The organism is Oricola thermophila (assembly GCF_013358405.1).
In the GTDB taxonomy this organism is placed as follows: Bacteria; Pseudomonadota; Alphaproteobacteria; order Rhizobiales; family Rhizobiaceae; genus Oricola; species Oricola thermophila.
In genome coordinates this window covers 2,835,823-2,851,797 of sequence record NZ_CP054836.1, presented here as the reverse complement: position 1 = coordinate 2,851,797, position 15,975 = coordinate 2,835,823, and the positions used below count along the sequence as shown (strand labels likewise).

At 67.8% G+C, this 15,975-nt stretch carries 17 protein-coding genes and 1 other RNA gene; 9 read left to right on the top strand and 9 right to left on the bottom strand.

Features of this window, described 5'->3' with window-relative positions:
* Positions 1-2: 2 nt before the first annotated feature.
* From HTY61_RS13725 to HTY61_RS13710, 4 genes are all read right to left on the bottom strand, one after another.
* A complete protein-coding gene (locus HTY61_RS13725; RefSeq protein ID WP_175277332.1) occupies positions 3-1,697 on the bottom strand; it encodes a long-chain fatty acid--CoA ligase in 1,695 nt (564 codons plus the stop codon).
* Positions 1,698-1,842: 145 nt separating this feature from the next.
* On the bottom strand, positions 1,843-2,397 hold the full coding sequence (locus HTY61_RS13720; RefSeq protein ID WP_246272805.1) for a DUF924 family protein: 555 nt from the start codon (positions 2,395-2,397) through the stop codon (positions 1,843-1,845).
* Complete coding sequence (nudC, locus tag HTY61_RS13715; protein ID WP_175277331.1) at positions 2,394-3,347, bottom strand: NAD(+) diphosphatase; 954 nt, start codon at positions 3,345-3,347, stop codon at positions 2,394-2,396. Before nudC ends, HTY61_RS13720 begins: the two co-directional genes overlap by 4 nt.
* A 79-nt stretch (positions 3,348-3,426) precedes the next feature.
* Positions 3,427-3,843 carry an HIT domain-containing protein gene (locus HTY61_RS13710; protein WP_175277330.1) on the bottom strand — a complete coding sequence of 139 codons (417 nt, stop codon included), beginning with the start codon at positions 3,841-3,843 and terminating at the stop codon, positions 3,427-3,429.
* A gap of 71 nt (positions 3,844-3,914) precedes the next feature.
* Between HTY61_RS13710 and ffs the strand changes: the two genes are divergently transcribed.
* The 3 genes from ffs (at position 3,915) to HTY61_RS13695 (ending at position 6,277) form a co-directional block, all read left to right on the top strand.
* An RNA gene (ffs, locus tag HTY61_RS13705) (signal recognition particle sRNA small type) lies at positions 3,915-4,012 on the top strand.
* A 79-nt stretch (positions 4,013-4,091) separates the two neighbouring features.
* Positions 4,092-5,942, top strand: a complete 1,851-nt coding sequence (locus tag HTY61_RS13700; protein ID WP_175277329.1) for a DNA polymerase III subunit gamma/tau — start codon at positions 4,092-4,094, stop codon at positions 5,940-5,942.
* 11 nt (positions 5,943-5,953) lie between these two features.
* Complete coding sequence (locus tag HTY61_RS13695; RefSeq protein ID WP_175277328.1) at positions 5,954-6,277, top strand: YbaB/EbfC family nucleoid-associated protein; 324 nt, start codon at positions 5,954-5,956, stop codon at positions 6,275-6,277.
* 6 nt (positions 6,278-6,283) lie between these two features.
* On the opposite strand, the gene HTY61_RS13690 is transcribed toward HTY61_RS13695, so the two are convergent.
* The 3 genes from HTY61_RS13690 to HTY61_RS13680 are packed head-to-tail and all read right to left on the bottom strand — an operon-like array spanning position 6,284 to position 7,801.
* On the bottom strand, positions 6,284-6,571 hold the full coding sequence (locus HTY61_RS13690) for a type II toxin-antitoxin system RelE/ParE family toxin (RefSeq protein WP_175277327.1): 288 nt from the start codon (positions 6,569-6,571) through the stop codon (positions 6,284-6,286).
* Positions 6,558-6,839, bottom strand: coding sequence for a type II toxin-antitoxin system ParD family antitoxin (locus tag HTY61_RS13685; RefSeq protein WP_246272804.1), 282 nt, complete (start codon positions 6,837-6,839; stop codon positions 6,558-6,560). Before HTY61_RS13685 ends, HTY61_RS13690 begins: the two co-directional genes overlap by 14 nt.
* Before the next feature lie 41 nt (positions 6,840-6,880).
* A complete protein-coding gene (locus HTY61_RS13680) occupies positions 6,881-7,801 on the bottom strand; it encodes a DMT family transporter (protein WP_175277326.1) in 921 nt (306 codons plus the stop codon).
* A gap of 116 nt (positions 7,802-7,917) precedes the next feature.
* On the opposite strand from HTY61_RS13680, the gene recR reads away from it, so the two are divergent.
* From recR to HTY61_RS13660, 4 genes are all read left to right on the top strand, one after another.
* Entirely contained in the window at positions 7,918-8,526 is a 609-nt protein-coding gene (gene recR, locus HTY61_RS13675) for a recombination mediator RecR (protein ID WP_175277325.1), read from the top strand.
* A 16-nt stretch (positions 8,527-8,542) separates the two neighbouring features.
* The gene (locus tag HTY61_RS13670; RefSeq protein ID WP_175277324.1) at positions 8,543-9,460 is read left to right on the top strand and encodes a patatin-like phospholipase family protein; all 918 of its coding nucleotides are present in this window, start codon (positions 8,543-8,545) and stop codon (positions 9,458-9,460) included.
* A gap of 109 nt (positions 9,461-9,569) precedes the next feature.
* Entirely contained in the window at positions 9,570-10,547 is a 978-nt protein-coding gene (locus HTY61_RS13665) for a hypothetical protein (protein WP_175277323.1), read from the top strand.
* Positions 10,548-10,669: 122 nt separating this feature from the next.
* A complete protein-coding gene (locus HTY61_RS13660; RefSeq protein WP_175277322.1) occupies positions 10,670-11,887 on the top strand; it encodes a lytic murein transglycosylase in 1,218 nt (405 codons plus the stop codon).
* Here HTY61_RS13660 and HTY61_RS13655 read toward each other — a convergent pair.
* The gene (locus HTY61_RS13655; protein ID WP_246272803.1) at positions 11,884-12,735 is read right to left on the bottom strand and encodes a helix-turn-helix domain-containing protein; all 852 of its coding nucleotides are present in this window, start codon (positions 12,733-12,735) and stop codon (positions 11,884-11,886) included. The genes HTY61_RS13660 and HTY61_RS13655 overlap by 4 nt on opposite strands.
* Before the next feature lie 129 nt (positions 12,736-12,864).
* Between HTY61_RS13655 and HTY61_RS13650 the strand changes: the two genes are divergently transcribed.
* Entirely contained in the window at positions 12,865-13,866 is a 1,002-nt protein-coding gene (locus HTY61_RS13650) for a fatty acid desaturase (protein ID WP_175277321.1), read from the top strand.
* 47 nt (positions 13,867-13,913) lie between these two features.
* Entirely contained in the window at positions 13,914-14,672 is a 759-nt protein-coding gene (locus HTY61_RS13645; protein ID WP_175277320.1) for a phosphate/phosphite/phosphonate ABC transporter substrate-binding protein, read from the top strand.
* Here the strand turns inward: HTY61_RS13645 and HTY61_RS13640 are convergent.
* Positions 14,644-15,888 (bottom strand): DNA recombination protein RmuC, encoded by a 1,245-nt coding sequence (locus HTY61_RS13640; RefSeq protein WP_175277319.1) that lies wholly within the window; start codon positions 15,886-15,888, stop codon positions 14,644-14,646. The two genes, HTY61_RS13645 and HTY61_RS13640, sit on opposite strands and share 29 nt — an antisense overlap.
* Between the last annotated feature and the right edge of the window lie 87 nt (positions 15,889-15,975).

Genomic DNA, 15,975 nt, shown 5'->3' with positions numbered 1-15,975 from the left:
CGCTACCGCAGTTCCCGCCGCAATATCTTGCCGACATTGGTCTTCGGCAGTTCGTCGCGGAACTCGATGTATTTCGGCCGCTTGTAGTTGGTCAGGTTCTCGGCGCAATGCGCCTTGACCACGTCCTCGGTCACGCTCTCGTCCTTGCGCACCACGAACAGCTTCACCACCTCGCCCGATTTCTCGTCCGGAACGCCGATGGCGGCGGCCTCGAGGATGCCCGGATGCGCGGCGGCGACTTCCTCGATCTCGTTGGGATAGACGTTGAAGCCGGAGACCAGGATCATGTCCTTCTTCCGGTCGACGATCTTGGTCAGGCCTGCCTCGTCCATGAAGCCCATGTCGCCGGAGCGGAAGAAGCCGTCCTCGGTCATGACCTTCGCCGTTTCGTCCGGCCGGTTCCAGTAGCCGGCCATCACCTGCGGGCCGCGGATGCAGATCTCGCCCACCTCGCCCAGCGGCAGGTCGTTGCCGTCCTCGTCGCGGATGGCGATTTCGGTCGACGGCAGCGGCAGGCCGATCGTGCCGGTGAATTCCGGCGAGTCGAAGCGGTTGGCCGTCGCCACCGGGGAGGTTTCCGAGAGGCCGTAGCCCTCGTAGATGACCGTTCCGGTGACTTCCTTCCAGCGGTCGGCGACGGGCTTCTGCACCGCCATGCCGCCGCCCATGACCAGCCGCACGTGGCTGAAGTCGAGCTTGCGGAACTCCTCGTTGTTGAGCAGCGCGTTGAACAGCGTGTTGAGCCCGGCGAAGAAGTTCCACTCGTATTTCGCCAGTTCCTTGACGAAGGCGGGGATGTCGCGGGGATTGGGGATCAGCACGTTGTGGCCGCCCTGGTCCATGCCGCAGATCGAGTTCACCGTGAGCGCGAAGATGTGGTAGAGCGGCAGCGCGCACATGTAGGTGATCAGGTCGGGCTTGCCGCGTGCCGCATAGGCCACCTCGACCCAGTGCGTGTTCTGCTGCACGTTGGCCAGCACGTTGCCATGCGTCAGCGTCGCGCCCTTGGAAACGCCGGTCGTGCCGCCCGTGTATTGCAGGAAGGCGATGTCCCCGTGGCCGAGTTCCACGGGGCGCAGCGGCTTGCCGCGTCCGGCGGCCAGCGCGGCCTTGAAGGAGACGTGGCCGGGCAGGGACCATGCCGGCACCATCTTCTTCACCTTGCGGACGACGAAGTTCACGATGTGGCCCTTCAGCCCCATCATGTCGCCCATTGCCGTGACCACCACGTGCTCGACCGGTGTCCTTTCCGCGACCTCCTGCAATGTGTGGGCGAAATTCTCCAGGATCACGATGGCCTTGGCGCCGGAATCCTTGAGCTGGTGCTCCAGCTCGCGCGGCGTGTAGAGCGGGTTGACGTTGACCACCGTCATGCCCGCGCGCAGCACGCCGTAGAGCGCCACGGGATATTGCAGGATGTTCGGCATCATCAGCGCGACGCGGTCGCCCTTTTCGAGGCCGAGTGACTGCAGGTAGGCGCCGAAGGCGACGGTCGCCGCGTCCAGTTCGGCGTAGCTGATGGTCTTGTCCATGCAGGTATAGGCCGGGCGGTCGGCATATTTCGCGCAGCATTTCTCGGCCATGTCGGCCAGCGAGCTGTAGGCGATCTGCCCCATTTCAGCCGGAACCTGTTCCGGGTAGGACTTCAGCCACGGTTTCGCCGCGTAGGCCGATTTTGCTTTCGCTGTACTTGCCATCTCTTTCCTCCCGAACCGCCGGCGCTTGCGATCTCTCCCTCCGCACGCCCCGAAATTGTTGTTCGTATTCAAGCTGACATATTTCGCGACTTGTGACGATGCAAGTTTTTTTGACGTGAACGTAAACGTCGCGGCGCGTTTCGCCTCAGAAACCGCCGTGTTCCTCGATCCATGCCATTTCCGCCGGCGAGGTCGGCCGGCCGAGAACGGCGTTACGATGCGGGAACTGCCCGAACGCCTTGATCGGGCCGCGGTGCGCCTTGGCGTATTTCAGCGACTCCGCGCGGCCGAGCGTGGCGAACAGGGCCACGGACCGGTCCTGGTCGGCCAGCGTCTCGGAATGCATGAACGGCATGTAGAGAAACTGCTTCTCGTCGTCGCTCATGCCCTCGTCCCCGCCCGCGTCGAGCACGGCATTCGCGATTGCCCGCGCCTTGGCGTCGGTGGCGAAGCTTTTCGGGCTGCCGCGGAACATGTTGCGCGAGAACTGGTCGAGTACGATGATCGCGGCAAGCGCCGTCCGGGGCGTGGCGAGCAGCTTGTCGTTGTCGGTTGCGGCCACCGCCTCGTGCAGCGCGCCGAACCGTCCGGCGATCGTTTCGTCAAGCCGGTCGTCCCGCCTGTACCACTGGTCCGGCGTCAGCTCGGTGAACCAGAACTCGAGAACGTTTTTCTCCCATCCGTCCGTCAGCATCTTCATGTCTCCCTTTCGTCCACCCATGCGCGGATGAGGAGCGACGCGATCGCGCCGTCCGGCGGGGTGCAGAGCCCGTCCGGATGGGTCCTGTCGAGCATGGTCCGGACTTCCGCGCGGGTGAACCAGCGGCAGTCCTCCAGTTCCTCGTCGATGGTGATCTCGGTGGACTCGGCCACCGCGTGGCAGCCGATCATCAGCGTGTGCGGGAACGGCCAGGGCTGGCTGGCATGGTAGGCGACCTTGCCGACGGAGATGCCGCTTTCCTCCTTGGTCTCGCGTCGCACCGCGTTCTCGATCGTTTCGCCCGGTTCCACGAAGCCGGCGAGACAGGAATACATGCCCTCGCCGAAATGGGGGCTGCGCCCGAGCAGGCAGGAGCCGTTGTCCGGCGTCACCGACAGCATGATGACCACCGGGTCGGTGCGCGGAAAGTGCAGCGTCCCGCATTGGCTGCATATGCGCTTGTAGCCGCCGTCGGTGATTTCGCTGGGATGTCCGCAGCGCGCGCAGAAGCGGTGCGTGCGGTTCCATGAGACGAGCGCGGCGGCCTGGGCGATGGCGCCCAGCCGGTCCGGCGGCACCAGTCCCTGCACGTAGACCGAGCGCAGGTCGATCGCCTTGATGTGGTCGGGCAGGTGTTCCCTGTCGGTTTCGGTCCATGCCGCCAGCACCGGCGCCCCGTCGGCCTCGAAGCCGAGCAGCACGGCCTCGTCGATATCGGCATCGAGATCGGAGATTTCGCCGGGCGCGAACAGCGGGTCGAATATTTCCTCGTCGTGCTTCAGCAGCACGCGGTTGTCGGCGAGCAGGTAGAGATGCGCCCGGTCGTCCGCCAGTGCCTCGCGCGTGGAGTCGGCGCTGCGTTTCTCCGAGCGCCGTTCCAGGCGGTTGCCCGCGAAGCCGGTTTCGCTCGAAGGTTCCGGATAGGGCGCGCCGTCCAGGCGGGTGGTCATGCGGTTACCTCGCTTCGCGGTTCTCTCTGCGGGAACATTTGTGCCAGAACGCGGGCGCGGGGGCCAGTTGCGAAATCCGTCAGGAGCGTTCCTGGAAGCTGGCGGTGAATTCCGAGATGAAGTGTTCCGCCGCCTCCCGCGCATAGGGCTTGGCCCGGCCCGATCCCCAGACCGGGTTCGGCCAGGCGTCGTCGTCGACGTGACGCGCGATGACATGCATGTGCAGTTGCCGCACCTGGTTGCCGAGCGCGGCGACATTGACCTTGTGGCAGCCGGTCAGCACCCTGAGATGCTCCGAGACGGTGACGGTCTCGAAGGTCAGCATCGTCTGGTCGAGCGGCGACAGCTCGTAGATCTCGGTCACGTCCGCCCGCTTCGGCACCAGGATCATCCAGGGAAAGCGGCTGTCGTTCATCAGCAGCAGCCGGCACAGGCCGAGGTCGGCCACGGGAATGGTGTCGGCGGCGAGTGTCGGATCGAGGCAAAACTGTTTCATGGCGCAACACTAGCAGCTTTTTTCCGTCTGGCGACTTGCTTTTGCCGCCGCGAAATACGATATCGCGGTCGGGAGGTTGGTGGTGGACGAGCCACTCGCCAACCGGGTCAGGTCCGGAAGGAAGCAGCCCTAACGAGATCCGGCACGGGTCACCGTGCCAGCCTCCCGCCTTCCCGCACTGGTGTTTCACGGGCAATTCGGACCTTCGGGCGCTTTCGCTCGGCGCTGAATCGCTTTAGACAGGAAGCATGAGCGACACCCCCGCAACGCCCTACCGCGTTCTTGCGCGCAAGTACCGTCCGCGCGACTTCTCCGACCTTATCGGCCAGGAGCCGATGGTGCGCACCCTCAAGAACGCCTTCTCGGCGGGGCGCATCGCCCAGGCCTGGATGCTGACCGGCGTGCGCGGCGTCGGCAAGACGACGACGGCCCGCATCCTGGCCCGCGCGCTCAACTACAGGACCGACACGATCGATCGTCCGCATATCGATCTCGCCGAGCCGGGCGAGCATTGCGAGGCGATCATGGAGGGCCGCCATGTCGACGTGATCGAGATGGACGCCGCCTCCCACACCGGCATCGACGACATCCGCGAGATCATCGAGCAGGTGCGCTACCGCCCGGTTTCGGCGCGCTACAAGGTCTACATCATCGACGAGGTCCACATGCTCTCCACGCAGGCCTTCAACGGCCTGCTGAAGACGCTGGAGGAGCCGCCGGAGCATGTGAAGTTCATCTTCGCCACCACCGAGATCCGCAAGGTGCCGATCACGGTCCTGTCGCGTTGCCAGCGTTTCGACCTGCGCCGCATCGAGACCGCCGAGCTCGCCCAGCACCTGCGCCGGATCGCCGATCTCGAATCGGTCGAGGCGGAGGAGGAGGCGCTGGCCATGATCGCCCGCGCGGCGGAGGGCTCGGTGCGCGATTCCCTGTCCATCCTCGACCAGGCGATCGCCCACGGTTCCGGTGCCGTCACGGCGGAGGCCGTGCGCTCCATGCTGGGCCTGGCCGACCGCGCCCGGGTCATCGACCTGTTCGAGCACCTGATGTCCGGCCGCGTCGCCGAGGCGCTGGACGAGTTCCGCGCCCAGTACGATGTCGGCGCCGACCCGGCCGTCGTGCTGACCGACCTCGCCGATTTCACCCATCTCGTCACCCGGCTTCGTTTCGTGCCCCAGGCCGCCGAGAACGATCCGTCGCTGACGCCGGACGAGCGCACCCGCGGCCTCGAATTCGCGAAGCGGCTGCCGGTCAAGGTCCTGTCGCGCGCCTGGCAGATGTTGCTCAAGGGCATTCCCGAGACTGAGCTGTCCTCGCGTCCGGTCGCCGCCGCCGAGATGGTGCTGATCCGGCTTGCCCACGCGGCCACGCTGCCGACGCTGGACGAGGCGCTGAAGGCGCTCGATTCCGCGCCCGCGGGCGAGCCGTCGCGCCCGGCGCTTTCCGCCGGTTCGTCCGCGCCGTCCGCAAGCGGCAATGGCGGCGGCAGCGGCGCGCAGGCGGTTGCGCAGGCCGCCGCCCCGGCCTCCGCGCCGGATCGTGCCCCGACGGCGGGCGCCGGCGGCGGAGCGAGCGCCATGCGCCTCGTCTCCTCCGGGCCGGAGCCCCGTTTGCAGGAGGCGCCGCGGCCCGAGCCCGAGCCCGAGCGGCCCGCCGTGCCCGTCTATTCCATGCAGGATCTGGTCGATCTCGCCGACCGCCACCGCGACCCGCTGATGAAGGTCAATCTGCGCAAGTGCGTCCGCCCGGTCTCCATCGAGCCGGGCAAGCTTGCCGTCAGCCTGACGGAGGACGCGCCGCGCGCGCTGCTCGGCGACCTGTCGCGCAAGCTGCTGGAGTGGACCGGCACGCGCTGGGTCGTCTCGCTGTCGCGCGAGCCGGGCGGCAAGACGCTGGAGGAGATCGACACCGAGCGCCGCGAGATGGCGGTGGCCGATGCCGGCCGCGATCCCGAGATTGCCGCCATCCTGGCGGCCTTCCCCGGCGCGAAGATCATCGACGTGCGGCTTGCCGAGGGGGCGGCGGATGCCGATATCGCGGAGGATGAATTCGCCGCGCCGGAGGTCCCCTTCGATCCCGACGAGGCCGACGAACTTTAGAGGAGAGCGTCATGCGCGACATCATGGGCCTTATGGGCAAGGCCAGGGAAATGCAGGAAAAGATGCAGGCCATGCAGGCGGAGATGGAGACCATGACCGCCGAGGGCACGGCCGGCGGCGGCATGGTCGCCGTCACGCTGAACGGCAAGGGCGCCATGCAGGGCGTGAAGATCGATCCTTCCATGTTCAGGGAGGACGACGTCGAGATCCTCGAGGATCTTGTCATCGCCGCCCACAACGACGCCAAGGCGAAGATCGAGGCGATCATCGCCGAGAAGACGAAGGAGATGGCCGCCGGCTTGCCGATCCCGCCCGGCATGAAGCTGCCCTTCTAGGCGGCGTCACAGCCAGTTGGCCGGATCGCGCATGCCGTGGACGACGGCGATGACGAGGATACCGTCGGGCTCCGGTTCGTAGATGACGATGTAGTTGCCCTCGACGAGAATGCGTGCCGTCGCGCTGAGTTCCGGGCGCGCAGCGCCCATCCGGGGCTGTTCCGCGGCCAGTTCGAGCCGGTCGAATATCCGCATCAGGAGAGCGTCTGCCGCGGCCTCGTTCTCCGGGGCGATCGCGCGCCAGATCGCTCGCAGGTCTTCCTCGGCGCGCGGTGTCAGCCTATAGCGGCCCATCCGCCTTGGCTTCGGCTTTCAGTTCGGCCAGCAGCGTGGGACCGTCGATTTCCCGGCCCTCGCCGCTCGCCTTTCCCTCGTCATAGGCCCGTTTCAGGCGGGCGATCTCGAGGCGGCGAAGCTCCTCCCGCTGTTCCCACAGGCGCAACGCATCGCGCACCACCTCGCTGTTGGAGGCGTAGCTGCCCGAGTCGACTGCCGCCTGCAGCATGCGCGCCTGTTGCGGCGAGAGCGAAACGGTGAGCGTCTTCATGGGTTCGGTTTTCATGCTCCCAATATAGCGCTCCTGGCAGGAACCAACAAGAATTGTTAGGTTTGCGCCTTCGCCCGCCGCCGCATCAGCCGCCCGTCCACCAGCGCCAGCCCGAGCCCGATCAGCGCCATTCCGGCGACGTGGCGCGGCAGCAGCGTCTCGCCGAGAAAGGCGATGCCGAGCAGGATCGCGCTGGGCGGGATCAGGAACGTGACCAGCGAGATGTTGGTCGCCCCGGCGCCGGCGAGGATGCGGAAGAACAGTATGTAGGCCAGCGCCGTCGAGACCGTTGCCAGCCCGGCCACCGCCAGCAACGTGTCGGCGCCGGGCACGGCGAGCGTCCACGGCCGCTCGGCGGCGAGCATCAGCGGCAGCATCATCAGGCTCGACATGGTCAGCTGTCCCGTCGCCACGGAGAGCGGCGCGATGCCGAGAGCCCGGAACCGCCGCCCGAAGACGCTGGACAGGCCGTAGGAAAGCGCCGCGCCGAGGCAGGCCGCGTAGGCCGCGACCGGCACCGCGCCGGAGAGCCCGTTGCCGCCGATCATCGCCGCCACCCCGGCGAATCCGGCGATCACGCCGGCCGCGCGCATCGGTGTCAGCCGCTCGTCGGCGGTGAAGGCGTGCGCCACCAGCACGGTGAACAGCGGCGTCGTGGCGTTCAGGATCGAGGCGACGCCCGAGGCGATCTGGCCCTGGCCCCAGACGATCAGCGTGAAGGGCACGACATTGTTGAGCACGCCCATGCCGGCGAAGGCCAGCCAGGCCTCGCGGCTCGCGGGCAGCCGCCGTCCCGTCGCCGCCAGGACGAGATGCAGCACCAGCGCGGCCAGCGCCACCCGGGCGAACACGATGGTCAGCGGCGGCAGTTCCCGCACTGCCACGCCGTTGAAGAAGAAGGACCCGCCCCACAGGACGGACAGCGCAACGAGCATCGCCCATTCGGTCGGCGTCATGGATGTGCGGGCGGCGGGCATGTCGGTCTCCGTGTTGCGCGGCGACCGTGCCGCCGGAAAGCCCCGTCCGCCACCCGATTCTTGTCTCCGTGACGTTTTTTCTTTCCCGTTCGCGCCGAAATCCCTACATCTGCGCCATGTCCACCAAGCGAATCGCCGGACCGGAAATCGAGAGGCTGATCCAGCTCCTTGCAAAGGTGCCGGGTCTCGGGCCGCGCTCGGCCCGCCGCGCCGCGTTGCACCTGATCAAGAAGAAGGACCAGTTGATGGCCCCGCTCGCCGGCGCGCTCGCCGAGGCGGTCGAAAAGGTCACGGTCTGCTCGGTCTGCGGCAATGTCGACACGGTCGATCCCTGCTCGATCTGCACCGATCCGCGCCGCGACGGCGCCACCGTGATCGTGGTCGAGGACGTGTCCGATCTCTGGGCGCTGGAGCGCGCCGGGGCCATGAACGCGAAATACCACGTGCTCGGCGGCACGCTGTCGCCGCTCGACGGCGTAGGCCCGGAGGATCTCAACATCCGCTCTCTGGTCGACCGCGTTGCCGCCGGCGGCGTCTCGGAGCTGATCATCGCCGTCAATGCCACGGTCGAGGGCCAGACCACGGCGCATTTCATCACCGACCAGCTCGAGGGGCTCGACGTCAAGGTCACGCGGCTCGCCCACGGCGTGCCGGTCGGCGGCGAGCTGGACTATCTCGACGAGGGCACGCTGTCGGCGGCCCTGCGCTCGCGCACCAGCTTCTGAGGCGGGGGACACGGTCATGCACAAGCCGGTCATAGGCCTCGCCCTCGGCAGCGGCGCGGCGCGCGGCTGGTCGCATATCGGCGTCATCGAGGTGCTCGAGGCGGCAGGCATCCGGCCGGATGTCGTCGCCGGCTGTTCGGTCGGCGCCTTTGTCGGCGCGGCCTACGCGGCCGGGAAGCTGGAGGATCTCAGGAACTGGGCCGAGGCCTTCTCCTGGCGCCGCGTGGTCGGCAAGTTCGACCTGTCCTTTTCCGGCGGGCTGATCTCGACCGGCTTCGTCAACCATTTCTTCCGGGAGTTCGGGGTCGGCGGCAATATCGAGGATTTCGGCAGCCGTTTCGCCGCGGTCGCCACCGACTATGGCACCGGCCTGGAGGAATGGTTCGAAACCGGCCCGGTGGACCGCGCCGTGCGCGCCTCGCTGGCATTGCCCGGCATTCTCGCCCCGGTCCGGATCGGCAATCGCTGGTTCGTCGATGGCGGTCTCGTCAACCCGGTGCCGGTCTCTGTCTGCCGCGCGCTCGGCGCCGATTTCGTCATCGCCGTCAACCTGAACGGCGAGCTGGTCGGTCGCCGCCGCGCCCAGTCGGCCAGGGCGGGCGGGCAGGCCGGCTCCGACATGATCGACAAGGCCCTGTCCGGCCTGCCTTCGGCATGGCGCCCGGTTGTCGCCGAGACGCTGGGGCGGCATTTCGGCACCGGGGAGAAGGTGCCCGGCTATTTCGACATTCTCACCAATTCCATCAACATCATGCAGGACCGCATCACCCGCTCGCGCCTGGCCGGCGAGCCGCCCCATGCGCTTCTGGTGCCGCGCCTCGGCGGCATGGGCTTTCTCGATTTCGAGAACGCGGCAAGGGCGATCGGGGAGGGGCGGCGGACGGCGGAATTCGCCCTGCCGGAAATCCGCCGCATGCTCGACGCCTTCGGCTAGGCATGGCCGCGGTCCGGGGCCCCGCCGCGTCTTTTGCCAGGACTTGTCCACCGCGCTCCCGCCTCCCTTATCCTTGTTCGCGCCGCATGGTGCGGCGAGGAGGCAGGCGATGCAGTTCGACTGGGCACTGGCGATAGAGAGAAACCGCAGGGACCTGCTGCGCATCCTGCGCGACCTTTTCGCGCTGGCCGGGCTGGACTTCGATACGGCACCCGCGCCCGTCCTCCCGGCCACCCTGCCGCGTTTCGCCGTTCTCCACGTTCGCCGCATCCTGCGCTCCGCCGAGGCCGCCGTCAGAAGGCTGATCGTGATCGCCGCGCGCGACATCGAGGTTCGGGTCCGCCATGCGCCTGCATTGAAGCCGAAGACGGGGCGCGATGGCGGAGGGCAGGTGAAACCGGCAAACGCCGGTTCCCCCTCACCCGACGCGCTGCGCGCGCCACCCTCTCCCGCGAGGGGAGAGGGGAGGAGCGAGCCCGCCACCCCCGTCACCGTCACCATCCGCCCCGCGCCGCCCGCGCCGCCGGAAAAACCGCTTCCCGGCGCCCCGCAGCTCGTCCGCGTGCCGGTGAATCTGGGACTGGCCAATCTCCGCATCGTCCCCGACCCCGAACCGGAGCAGGAAGAGAAGCCGGACGGTCCCGTGCCGCTCGGCCCCATCCCGGCCTTCCCGCTCATTGATCCGCGCAAGCGCTTCGATTTCACCCGCCCCCGGCGCCGTTACGCACGCACGCGCCCGCGCATCCGCCTGCTGGGCGACAACCCGTTTCCGGTCTACATGCGCCACCCGCCATTGCCGGAGCCTGACCTGCGCCTGCCGGGCGATGCGGTTCCCGCCGTCACCCTCTTGCGCCGCCTGGTGTCGGCGCGCATGGCGCTGGACAACATCCACCGCGAGGCGCGCCGCCTTGCCCGCCACGAGGCGCGCGTCCGCCACCGCCCGCCGGACAGCCGCCGGGTGATCTACACCGCGCTGCGCCCCGGCCCGCCGCCGGGGCACCGGAAGCGAGGCCGCCACGCCATCGACGAGGTTCTGGGGGAATGCCACCGCGTCGCGGTCTGGGCGGAACGGGAAGGGCCGCCGTGACCGGGGCGGAAGGCCACCGCCTTTCCGGCAACCCGCCCTGCGCGAAGGGCGGGAACGGCGGCGCGCGCCCTTTCCATTCCGTGTTCGCCTGCTACCCTCTGTCCCGAATCGAGGAGATCCGAATGCGCCGTCTCATCGCCGTCCTTGCCCTCCTTTTCGCCGCGCCCGCCGCCGCGCAGTCGCTGCAGGCGCAATATGAGGCCTTCCTGGAAGACACGATCTGGCCCGAGGCGCGGCGTTCCGGCATCGCGCGTGCCACCTTCGACCGCGCCATGGGCGCGAAACGCCTCGATACGGACATTCCCGGCCTCGTGAAGCCCGGATCGAAGGAGCCGCCGCGGCAGATGCGCCAGGCAGAGTTTTCCGCGCCCGCGAACTATTTCGACGAGCGCAATGTCGGCCATATCGCCGCGACGGGACGCGAGCTTGCCCGCCGGCATGCGAAACTGCTGGCCGGTATTGAGCGCAGCTACGGCGTGCCCGGCCGCATCCTGCTGGCCATATGGGGCCGCGAGTCCGGCTTCGGCCGCGTGAAAATCCCGCATGACGCCTTCCGCGTGCTGGGCACCAAGGCCTTCATGTCGACCCGGCCGGAGCTGTTCCGCAGGGAGCTGCTCAACGCCCTCGTCATCGTCGAGAGCGGCCTGGCGGCGCCGGGCGACATGCGCTCCTCCTGGGCCGGCGCGCTGGGCCAGCCGCAGTTCCTGCCCTCCTCCTATCTCGATCACGCCGTCGATTACGACCGCGACGGCCATCCCGACATCTGGAACTCCGTGCCCGACACGCTGGCCTCCATCGCCGCCTATCTGAAGGAGGCCGGATGGGATGCGGGCCGTGACTGGGGCTTCGAGGTGACGGTGCCGGACACGGTCTCCTGCGCGCTGGAGGGGCCGGACAGGGGGCGGCGCATCTCCGACTGGGAGAAGCTCGGCATCCGCCGCGTTTCCGGCAAGCCCTTCCCGTCGGGCGAGGCGGGGAAGGAGGGCTTTCTGCTCATGCCCGCCGGCCGCCACGGCCCGGCCTTCGTCGTCACGCCCAATTTCTACGTGCTGAAGGAATACAACGAGAGCGATCTCTACGCGCTCTTCGTCGGCCATGCCGGCGACCGCATCGAGTGGGGCGACCGCCGCTTCTCGGCGCCCTGGGGAAGGACCGATTCCATGCTCCGCTCCGACATCGCGAGGATGCAGCGCGCGCTGGAGGGCATGGGCTACGATGTCGGCGGTGCCGACGGGCTGCCGGGTTTCCGCACGCGGCGCTCCATCGGCGAGTGGCAGGAGAGGAACGGCATGAAGCCGACGTGCTTCCCGTCGAACGCCCTTGTCGCGGCGATCCGCTAGTCCCCGGCCCGCAGGTCGCGGATCCAGTCCGCCACCTCGTGCGCCTGCACGGCGGCCGCCCTTATCAGGTTGTCGAAGTGCCGCGTCATCGCCGCGACCGCCTCCTTGGCGTTCAGCACCAGGTACATGTCGCCGATATAGACCGAGACCCGGTACGGCCCGAACACCGTGTAGGGCGCGGAATAGTGGGACAGCCCGTCATAGAGATAGAGCCGGAGGCTGGGATAGAGGTCCTCGATCAGCGCCGCCATGTGGTCGAGCTGGGAGAGCCGCGCCGGTTCGGCGAGATCGGCCCAGGTTCCCGTGCCGCTTCGCAGGTCTGTCAGCCTTTGCACCGGCATGCAGATTTCCATGTCGGTTTCCGGCCGGCGGGTATAGGCGATGCGGTCCTGCGCCTCGTCTATGCGCGAGACCAGCGTGCGCTTGTTCTCGCTGCTTTCGTAGGAGATCACCGCGTCGGTGCGCAGCAGGTCGGGCAGCGTCTTCGGCACGTAGCGGATCTTGGTGCCCGCCGCCTCGCCGTGCCAGGCGTCCAGCAGCGTCTCGTCGCGGTCGTCGGGCGCCTCTTCCAGTTCCAGCGCCGGCTTGATCGCCGCGGTCACGTCCTCCGCCTGGCTCAGCCCCAGCAGCCAGTCGAGACTGACGCCGTGCACGCCGGCAATGCGCATCAGCGTCTCCGCGCGCGGCAGCCGCGTCACCTCGCCGGCGAGCAGTTGCGACAGCGCCGAGCGGTCGACGCCGACGCTCGCGGCGAAGGCCGAGCGGTTGAGGCCGGACCGCTTCAGCAGCTCCTCCAGCCGTTCGCGGAACAGCCGCGCGGCATCCCGCTTGTCGATCGGAGCGTTCATTATTTCCGCACCATTGTTTACATCGGTAAACATATGACAGAAATGTGGTGCAGTCTCAAAAGAAATTCACCAGTTTCTCGTTTCAATCCCTGCAGTCGGGAGGCATGTTGTGCCCGCTAGGGGAAAAACATGCGAAATCCGAAACAGTTGGAATGGCCCACCGTGGCCATGCTGGCGGTATGTTATGGCCTGTGGCTTGTCTGCGGGCTGGTTGTCTGGCCGGAATTTCCGCTGCCCGCGCTTGCGCTCATGGCTGTCGCCGTGGCGCTTCACTCCTCGCTGCAGCACGAGGTGCTGCACGGCCACCCGACCCGAAGCGCCGCCGTCAACGAGCTGCTGGTCGCCCTGCCGCTCGGCGTATTCTATCCGTATCGCCGTTTCCGGCAGTTGCATCTGGCCCACCACAATGACGAGCGCCTGACCGATCCCTATGACGATCCGGAGAGCTGGTACCGTTCCGCCGTGACCTGGCGGCGCCTCGGCGCGCCGCTGCGTTTCCTGCTCGTGGTCAACAACACGCTCGCCGGCCGCCTCCTCGTCGGTCCGCTCCTGATGGTCGGGGCCTTCTTTGCCTCCGAGCCGGGCCGGATATTGCGCGGCGAGCGCGGCGTTCGCCGGGCATGGCTTCACCATGTCGCCGGTCTCGCCGTCCTGGCGGTGATCGTTTTCGGGGTGATGGACATTCCGCCGCTCGCCTATCTCGCCGTCGCTTGGGCGGGCATGTCGATCATCGCCATCCGCACCTATTGCGAGCACCGCTGGGAGGAGCGGCCCGACGGCCGCACCGTGATCGTGGAGAATGGCGGCGTCCTCGGCCTGCTCTTTCTCTACAACAACCTGCATCTCGTACATCACAAGCGTCCGCAGGTCCCGTGGTACGAGCTGCCCGCCCTCTACCGCGCGCACCGCGCCGAATGGCTGCGTCGCAACGGCGGCTATGTATTTCCCGACTACTGGGCGATCTTCCGTGCCTATGCCTTCCGCGCGAAGGAGCCCGTCGTGCATCCGGCCTGGCGGATCGGCGAGGTGCCGGCATCGGTTTCCGGCGGAAGCTTTCATCCTGCCGGCGCGCCGACCGGGCCGCGCGTCGGGGGCGGTGCCGTCGTTCCCGCGAAGGCGGACCGGGAATAGCGGCCGGGGCCATGGCGATTGCGGGGCTGTTCGTCTAGGAAACGGACATGCCGCCGATTGCAACGCTTCCCATGTATGACTGGCCGGAGTGTCGCGCCGAAACCGACGCCCGCTGGGCGGCGCTGCGCGATGCCCTGCGCGCGGAAGGTTTGGAAGCGCCGGATCGCCTGACGCGCGGCGGCGACCTGCTTGCCCTCTGGCTGTCCGCCGATCTCCTGCTCGGCGAGACCTGCAGCCATCCGCTCGCCTCCGTGCTGGCCGGCCGCGTTCGCTATGTTGCCACGCCGGTCAGCGATGCGCCGGGTTGCGGTCGGGGAACCTATCGCAGCGCCATCCTGCGCCGCGCTCCGGGCGCGGACGTGCCGCCGCCGGACGGCGACGGACCGGCAATGATTCCGCCGGAGGCCGTTGCGGGCCGAATGGCGGCGAACGAGCCGGCATCCATGTCGGGCCTTGTCGCGCTCGTCCGCGATTGCGCGGCCCTCGGGCTGCAATTGCCGTCGGCGGAAGAGGTCCTGTGGACCGGTTCGCACCGGGATTCGGTCAGGGCCGTTGCGGCGGGCGAGGCGGATTTCGCGGCAATCGACTGCGTGACCTGGGAAATCGCGCTGAAACACGAGCCGGCGGCGAAACAGCTTCGCGTCGCCGGCTGGACCGCCTCGCGTCCCGGCCTGCCGCTGATCACCGCGCGCGCGACGGACGATGCGGCCCTGGTGCGCATCCGGCGTGCCGTGCATGCCGTCATGGAGGCGGTGGAATTCGACCCGCCTTTCGAGATCATTCCTCTTCCGGATCCACGACCCTGAGCCGCAGCTGGCCGGTCTTGCTTTCGGCGCTCTTGTCGGCCGGCTTGTCCGCCGCCGGTGCCTCCGTTGTTTTCTCGGCCGCGAACTCCAGGCTTTCGATCTTCTGGCCGCGCCGCGTCACCTTGGAGGAGGAGACCAGGATGTCGTCGATGTCCTTCTGCGCCTGGCCGAAATGCGACTGCAGCTTGCGCACCCTCTCGTCCAGCCGCGTGACGTCCTCCATCAGCCGCAGCACCTCGGCCTGGATCAGGTGCGCCTGCTCGCGCATCCGCGCATCCTTCAGCAGCGCCTGCACCACCTGGATCGACAGCATGAGCAGCGAGGGCGACACGATCACCACCCTTGCCTTGTGCGCCTTCTGGATGATTCCCTCGTGGTGCTCGTGGATGTCGGCGAAGATCGACTCCGACGGCACGAACAGGAAGGCCGTGTCCTGCGTCTCGCCCGCGATCAGGTATTTCTCCGAGATCGCCTTGATGTGGACGTCCATGTCGCGGCGGAACTGCCTTGCCGCCTCCGTGGCCTGTGCCGGGTCCTCCGCTTTTCGGATCGCGTTCCAGGCCTCGAGCGGAAATTTCGCGTCGATGACGAGTCCCGGCGCGCCGTTCGGCATGCGGATGATGCAGTCGGGCCTGTTGCCGTTCGTCAGCGTTGCTTGGAACTCGTAGGCATCCGGCGGCAGCCCGTCGGAGACGATCGCCTCCATCCGGCCCTGGCCGAAGGCGCCGCGCGTCTGCTTGTTTGAGAGGATCGACTGCAGTTCCACCACCTGTCCGGCGAGCTGCTGGATGTTGGACTGCGCCGTGTCGATCGCCACGAGCCGCTCCTGCAGCTTGGAGAGGTTCTCGTGCGTCGACTTCTGGTGCTCGGTGAGCGACTGGCCGAGCCGGTTCGTCATCGAATCGAAGCGCTGGTGGATCGACTGGTTGAGTTCCGCCTGCCGCGAGCCGAATATTTCCGCCATGGAGGCCATCCGGCCCTGCATTTCGGACTGCGCCTTGAGGATCTCGGCCATCCGCGCCTCGGCCTCGGCCGTCTGGCGCCGGCTCTCCTCCAGCAGCATGGCCCTGTGGTTTGCCGCCCGCATCGCCGCGATGACCAGGGCGAGCAGGCCCAGTGCCAGCAGGATGCCCCCGCCCGCCAGCGCCTGGCCGAGCGTGATGGCGCCGTCGCCGAGCGGGATGAGGGGGCGGGACAGGTCGAGTGCGGGTTCCATCCTTACCTTCTAGTCGATTCGCCGGTTGCTGTCAGATGGGCGCCGAGTGCGGCGGGAGATTGACGGCGCGGCGTTCAGCGCTTACGT

Coding starts and splice junctions, on each gene's coding strand:
- HTY61_RS13725 (WP_175277332.1), bottom strand. CDS start 1,697: ATGGCAAGTACAGCGAAAGCAAAATCGGCCTACGCGGCGAAACCGTGG.
- HTY61_RS13720 (WP_246272805.1), bottom strand. CDS start 2,397: ATGAAGATGCTGACGGACGGATGGGAGAAAAACGTTCTCGAGTTCTGG.
- nudC (WP_175277331.1), bottom strand. CDS start 3,347: ATGACCACCCGCCTGGACGGCGCGCCCTATCCGGAACCTTCGAGCGAA.
- HTY61_RS13710 (WP_175277330.1), bottom strand. CDS start 3,843: ATGAAACAGTTTTGCCTCGATCCGACACTCGCCGCCGACACCATTCCC.
- HTY61_RS13700 (WP_175277329.1), top strand. CDS start 4,092: ATGAGCGACACCCCCGCAACGCCCTACCGCGTTCTTGCGCGCAAGTAC.
- HTY61_RS13695 (WP_175277328.1), top strand. CDS start 5,954: ATGCGCGACATCATGGGCCTTATGGGCAAGGCCAGGGAAATGCAGGAA.
- HTY61_RS13690 (WP_175277327.1), bottom strand. CDS start 6,571: ATGGGCCGCTATAGGCTGACACCGCGCGCCGAGGAAGACCTGCGAGCG.
- HTY61_RS13685 (WP_246272804.1), bottom strand. CDS start 6,839: ATGAAAACCGAACCCATGAAGACGCTCACCGTTTCGCTCTCGCCGCAA.
- HTY61_RS13680 (WP_175277326.1), bottom strand. CDS start 7,801: ATGCCCGCCGCCCGCACATCCATGACGCCGACCGAATGGGCGATGCTC.
- recR (WP_175277325.1), top strand. CDS start 7,918: ATGTCCACCAAGCGAATCGCCGGACCGGAAATCGAGAGGCTGATCCAG.
- HTY61_RS13670 (WP_175277324.1), top strand. CDS start 8,543: ATGCACAAGCCGGTCATAGGCCTCGCCCTCGGCAGCGGCGCGGCGCGC.
- HTY61_RS13665 (WP_175277323.1), top strand. CDS start 9,570: ATGCAGTTCGACTGGGCACTGGCGATAGAGAGAAACCGCAGGGACCTG.
- HTY61_RS13660 (WP_175277322.1), top strand. CDS start 10,670: ATGCGCCGTCTCATCGCCGTCCTTGCCCTCCTTTTCGCCGCGCCCGCC.
- HTY61_RS13655 (WP_246272803.1), bottom strand. CDS start 12,735: ATGAACGCTCCGATCGACAAGCGGGATGCCGCGCGGCTGTTCCGCGAA.
- HTY61_RS13650 (WP_175277321.1), top strand. CDS start 12,865: ATGCGAAATCCGAAACAGTTGGAATGGCCCACCGTGGCCATGCTGGCG.
- HTY61_RS13645 (WP_175277320.1), top strand. CDS start 13,914: ATGCCGCCGATTGCAACGCTTCCCATGTATGACTGGCCGGAGTGTCGC.
- HTY61_RS13640 (WP_175277319.1), bottom strand. CDS start 15,888: ATGGAACCCGCACTCGACCTGTCCCGCCCCCTCATCCCGCTCGGCGAC.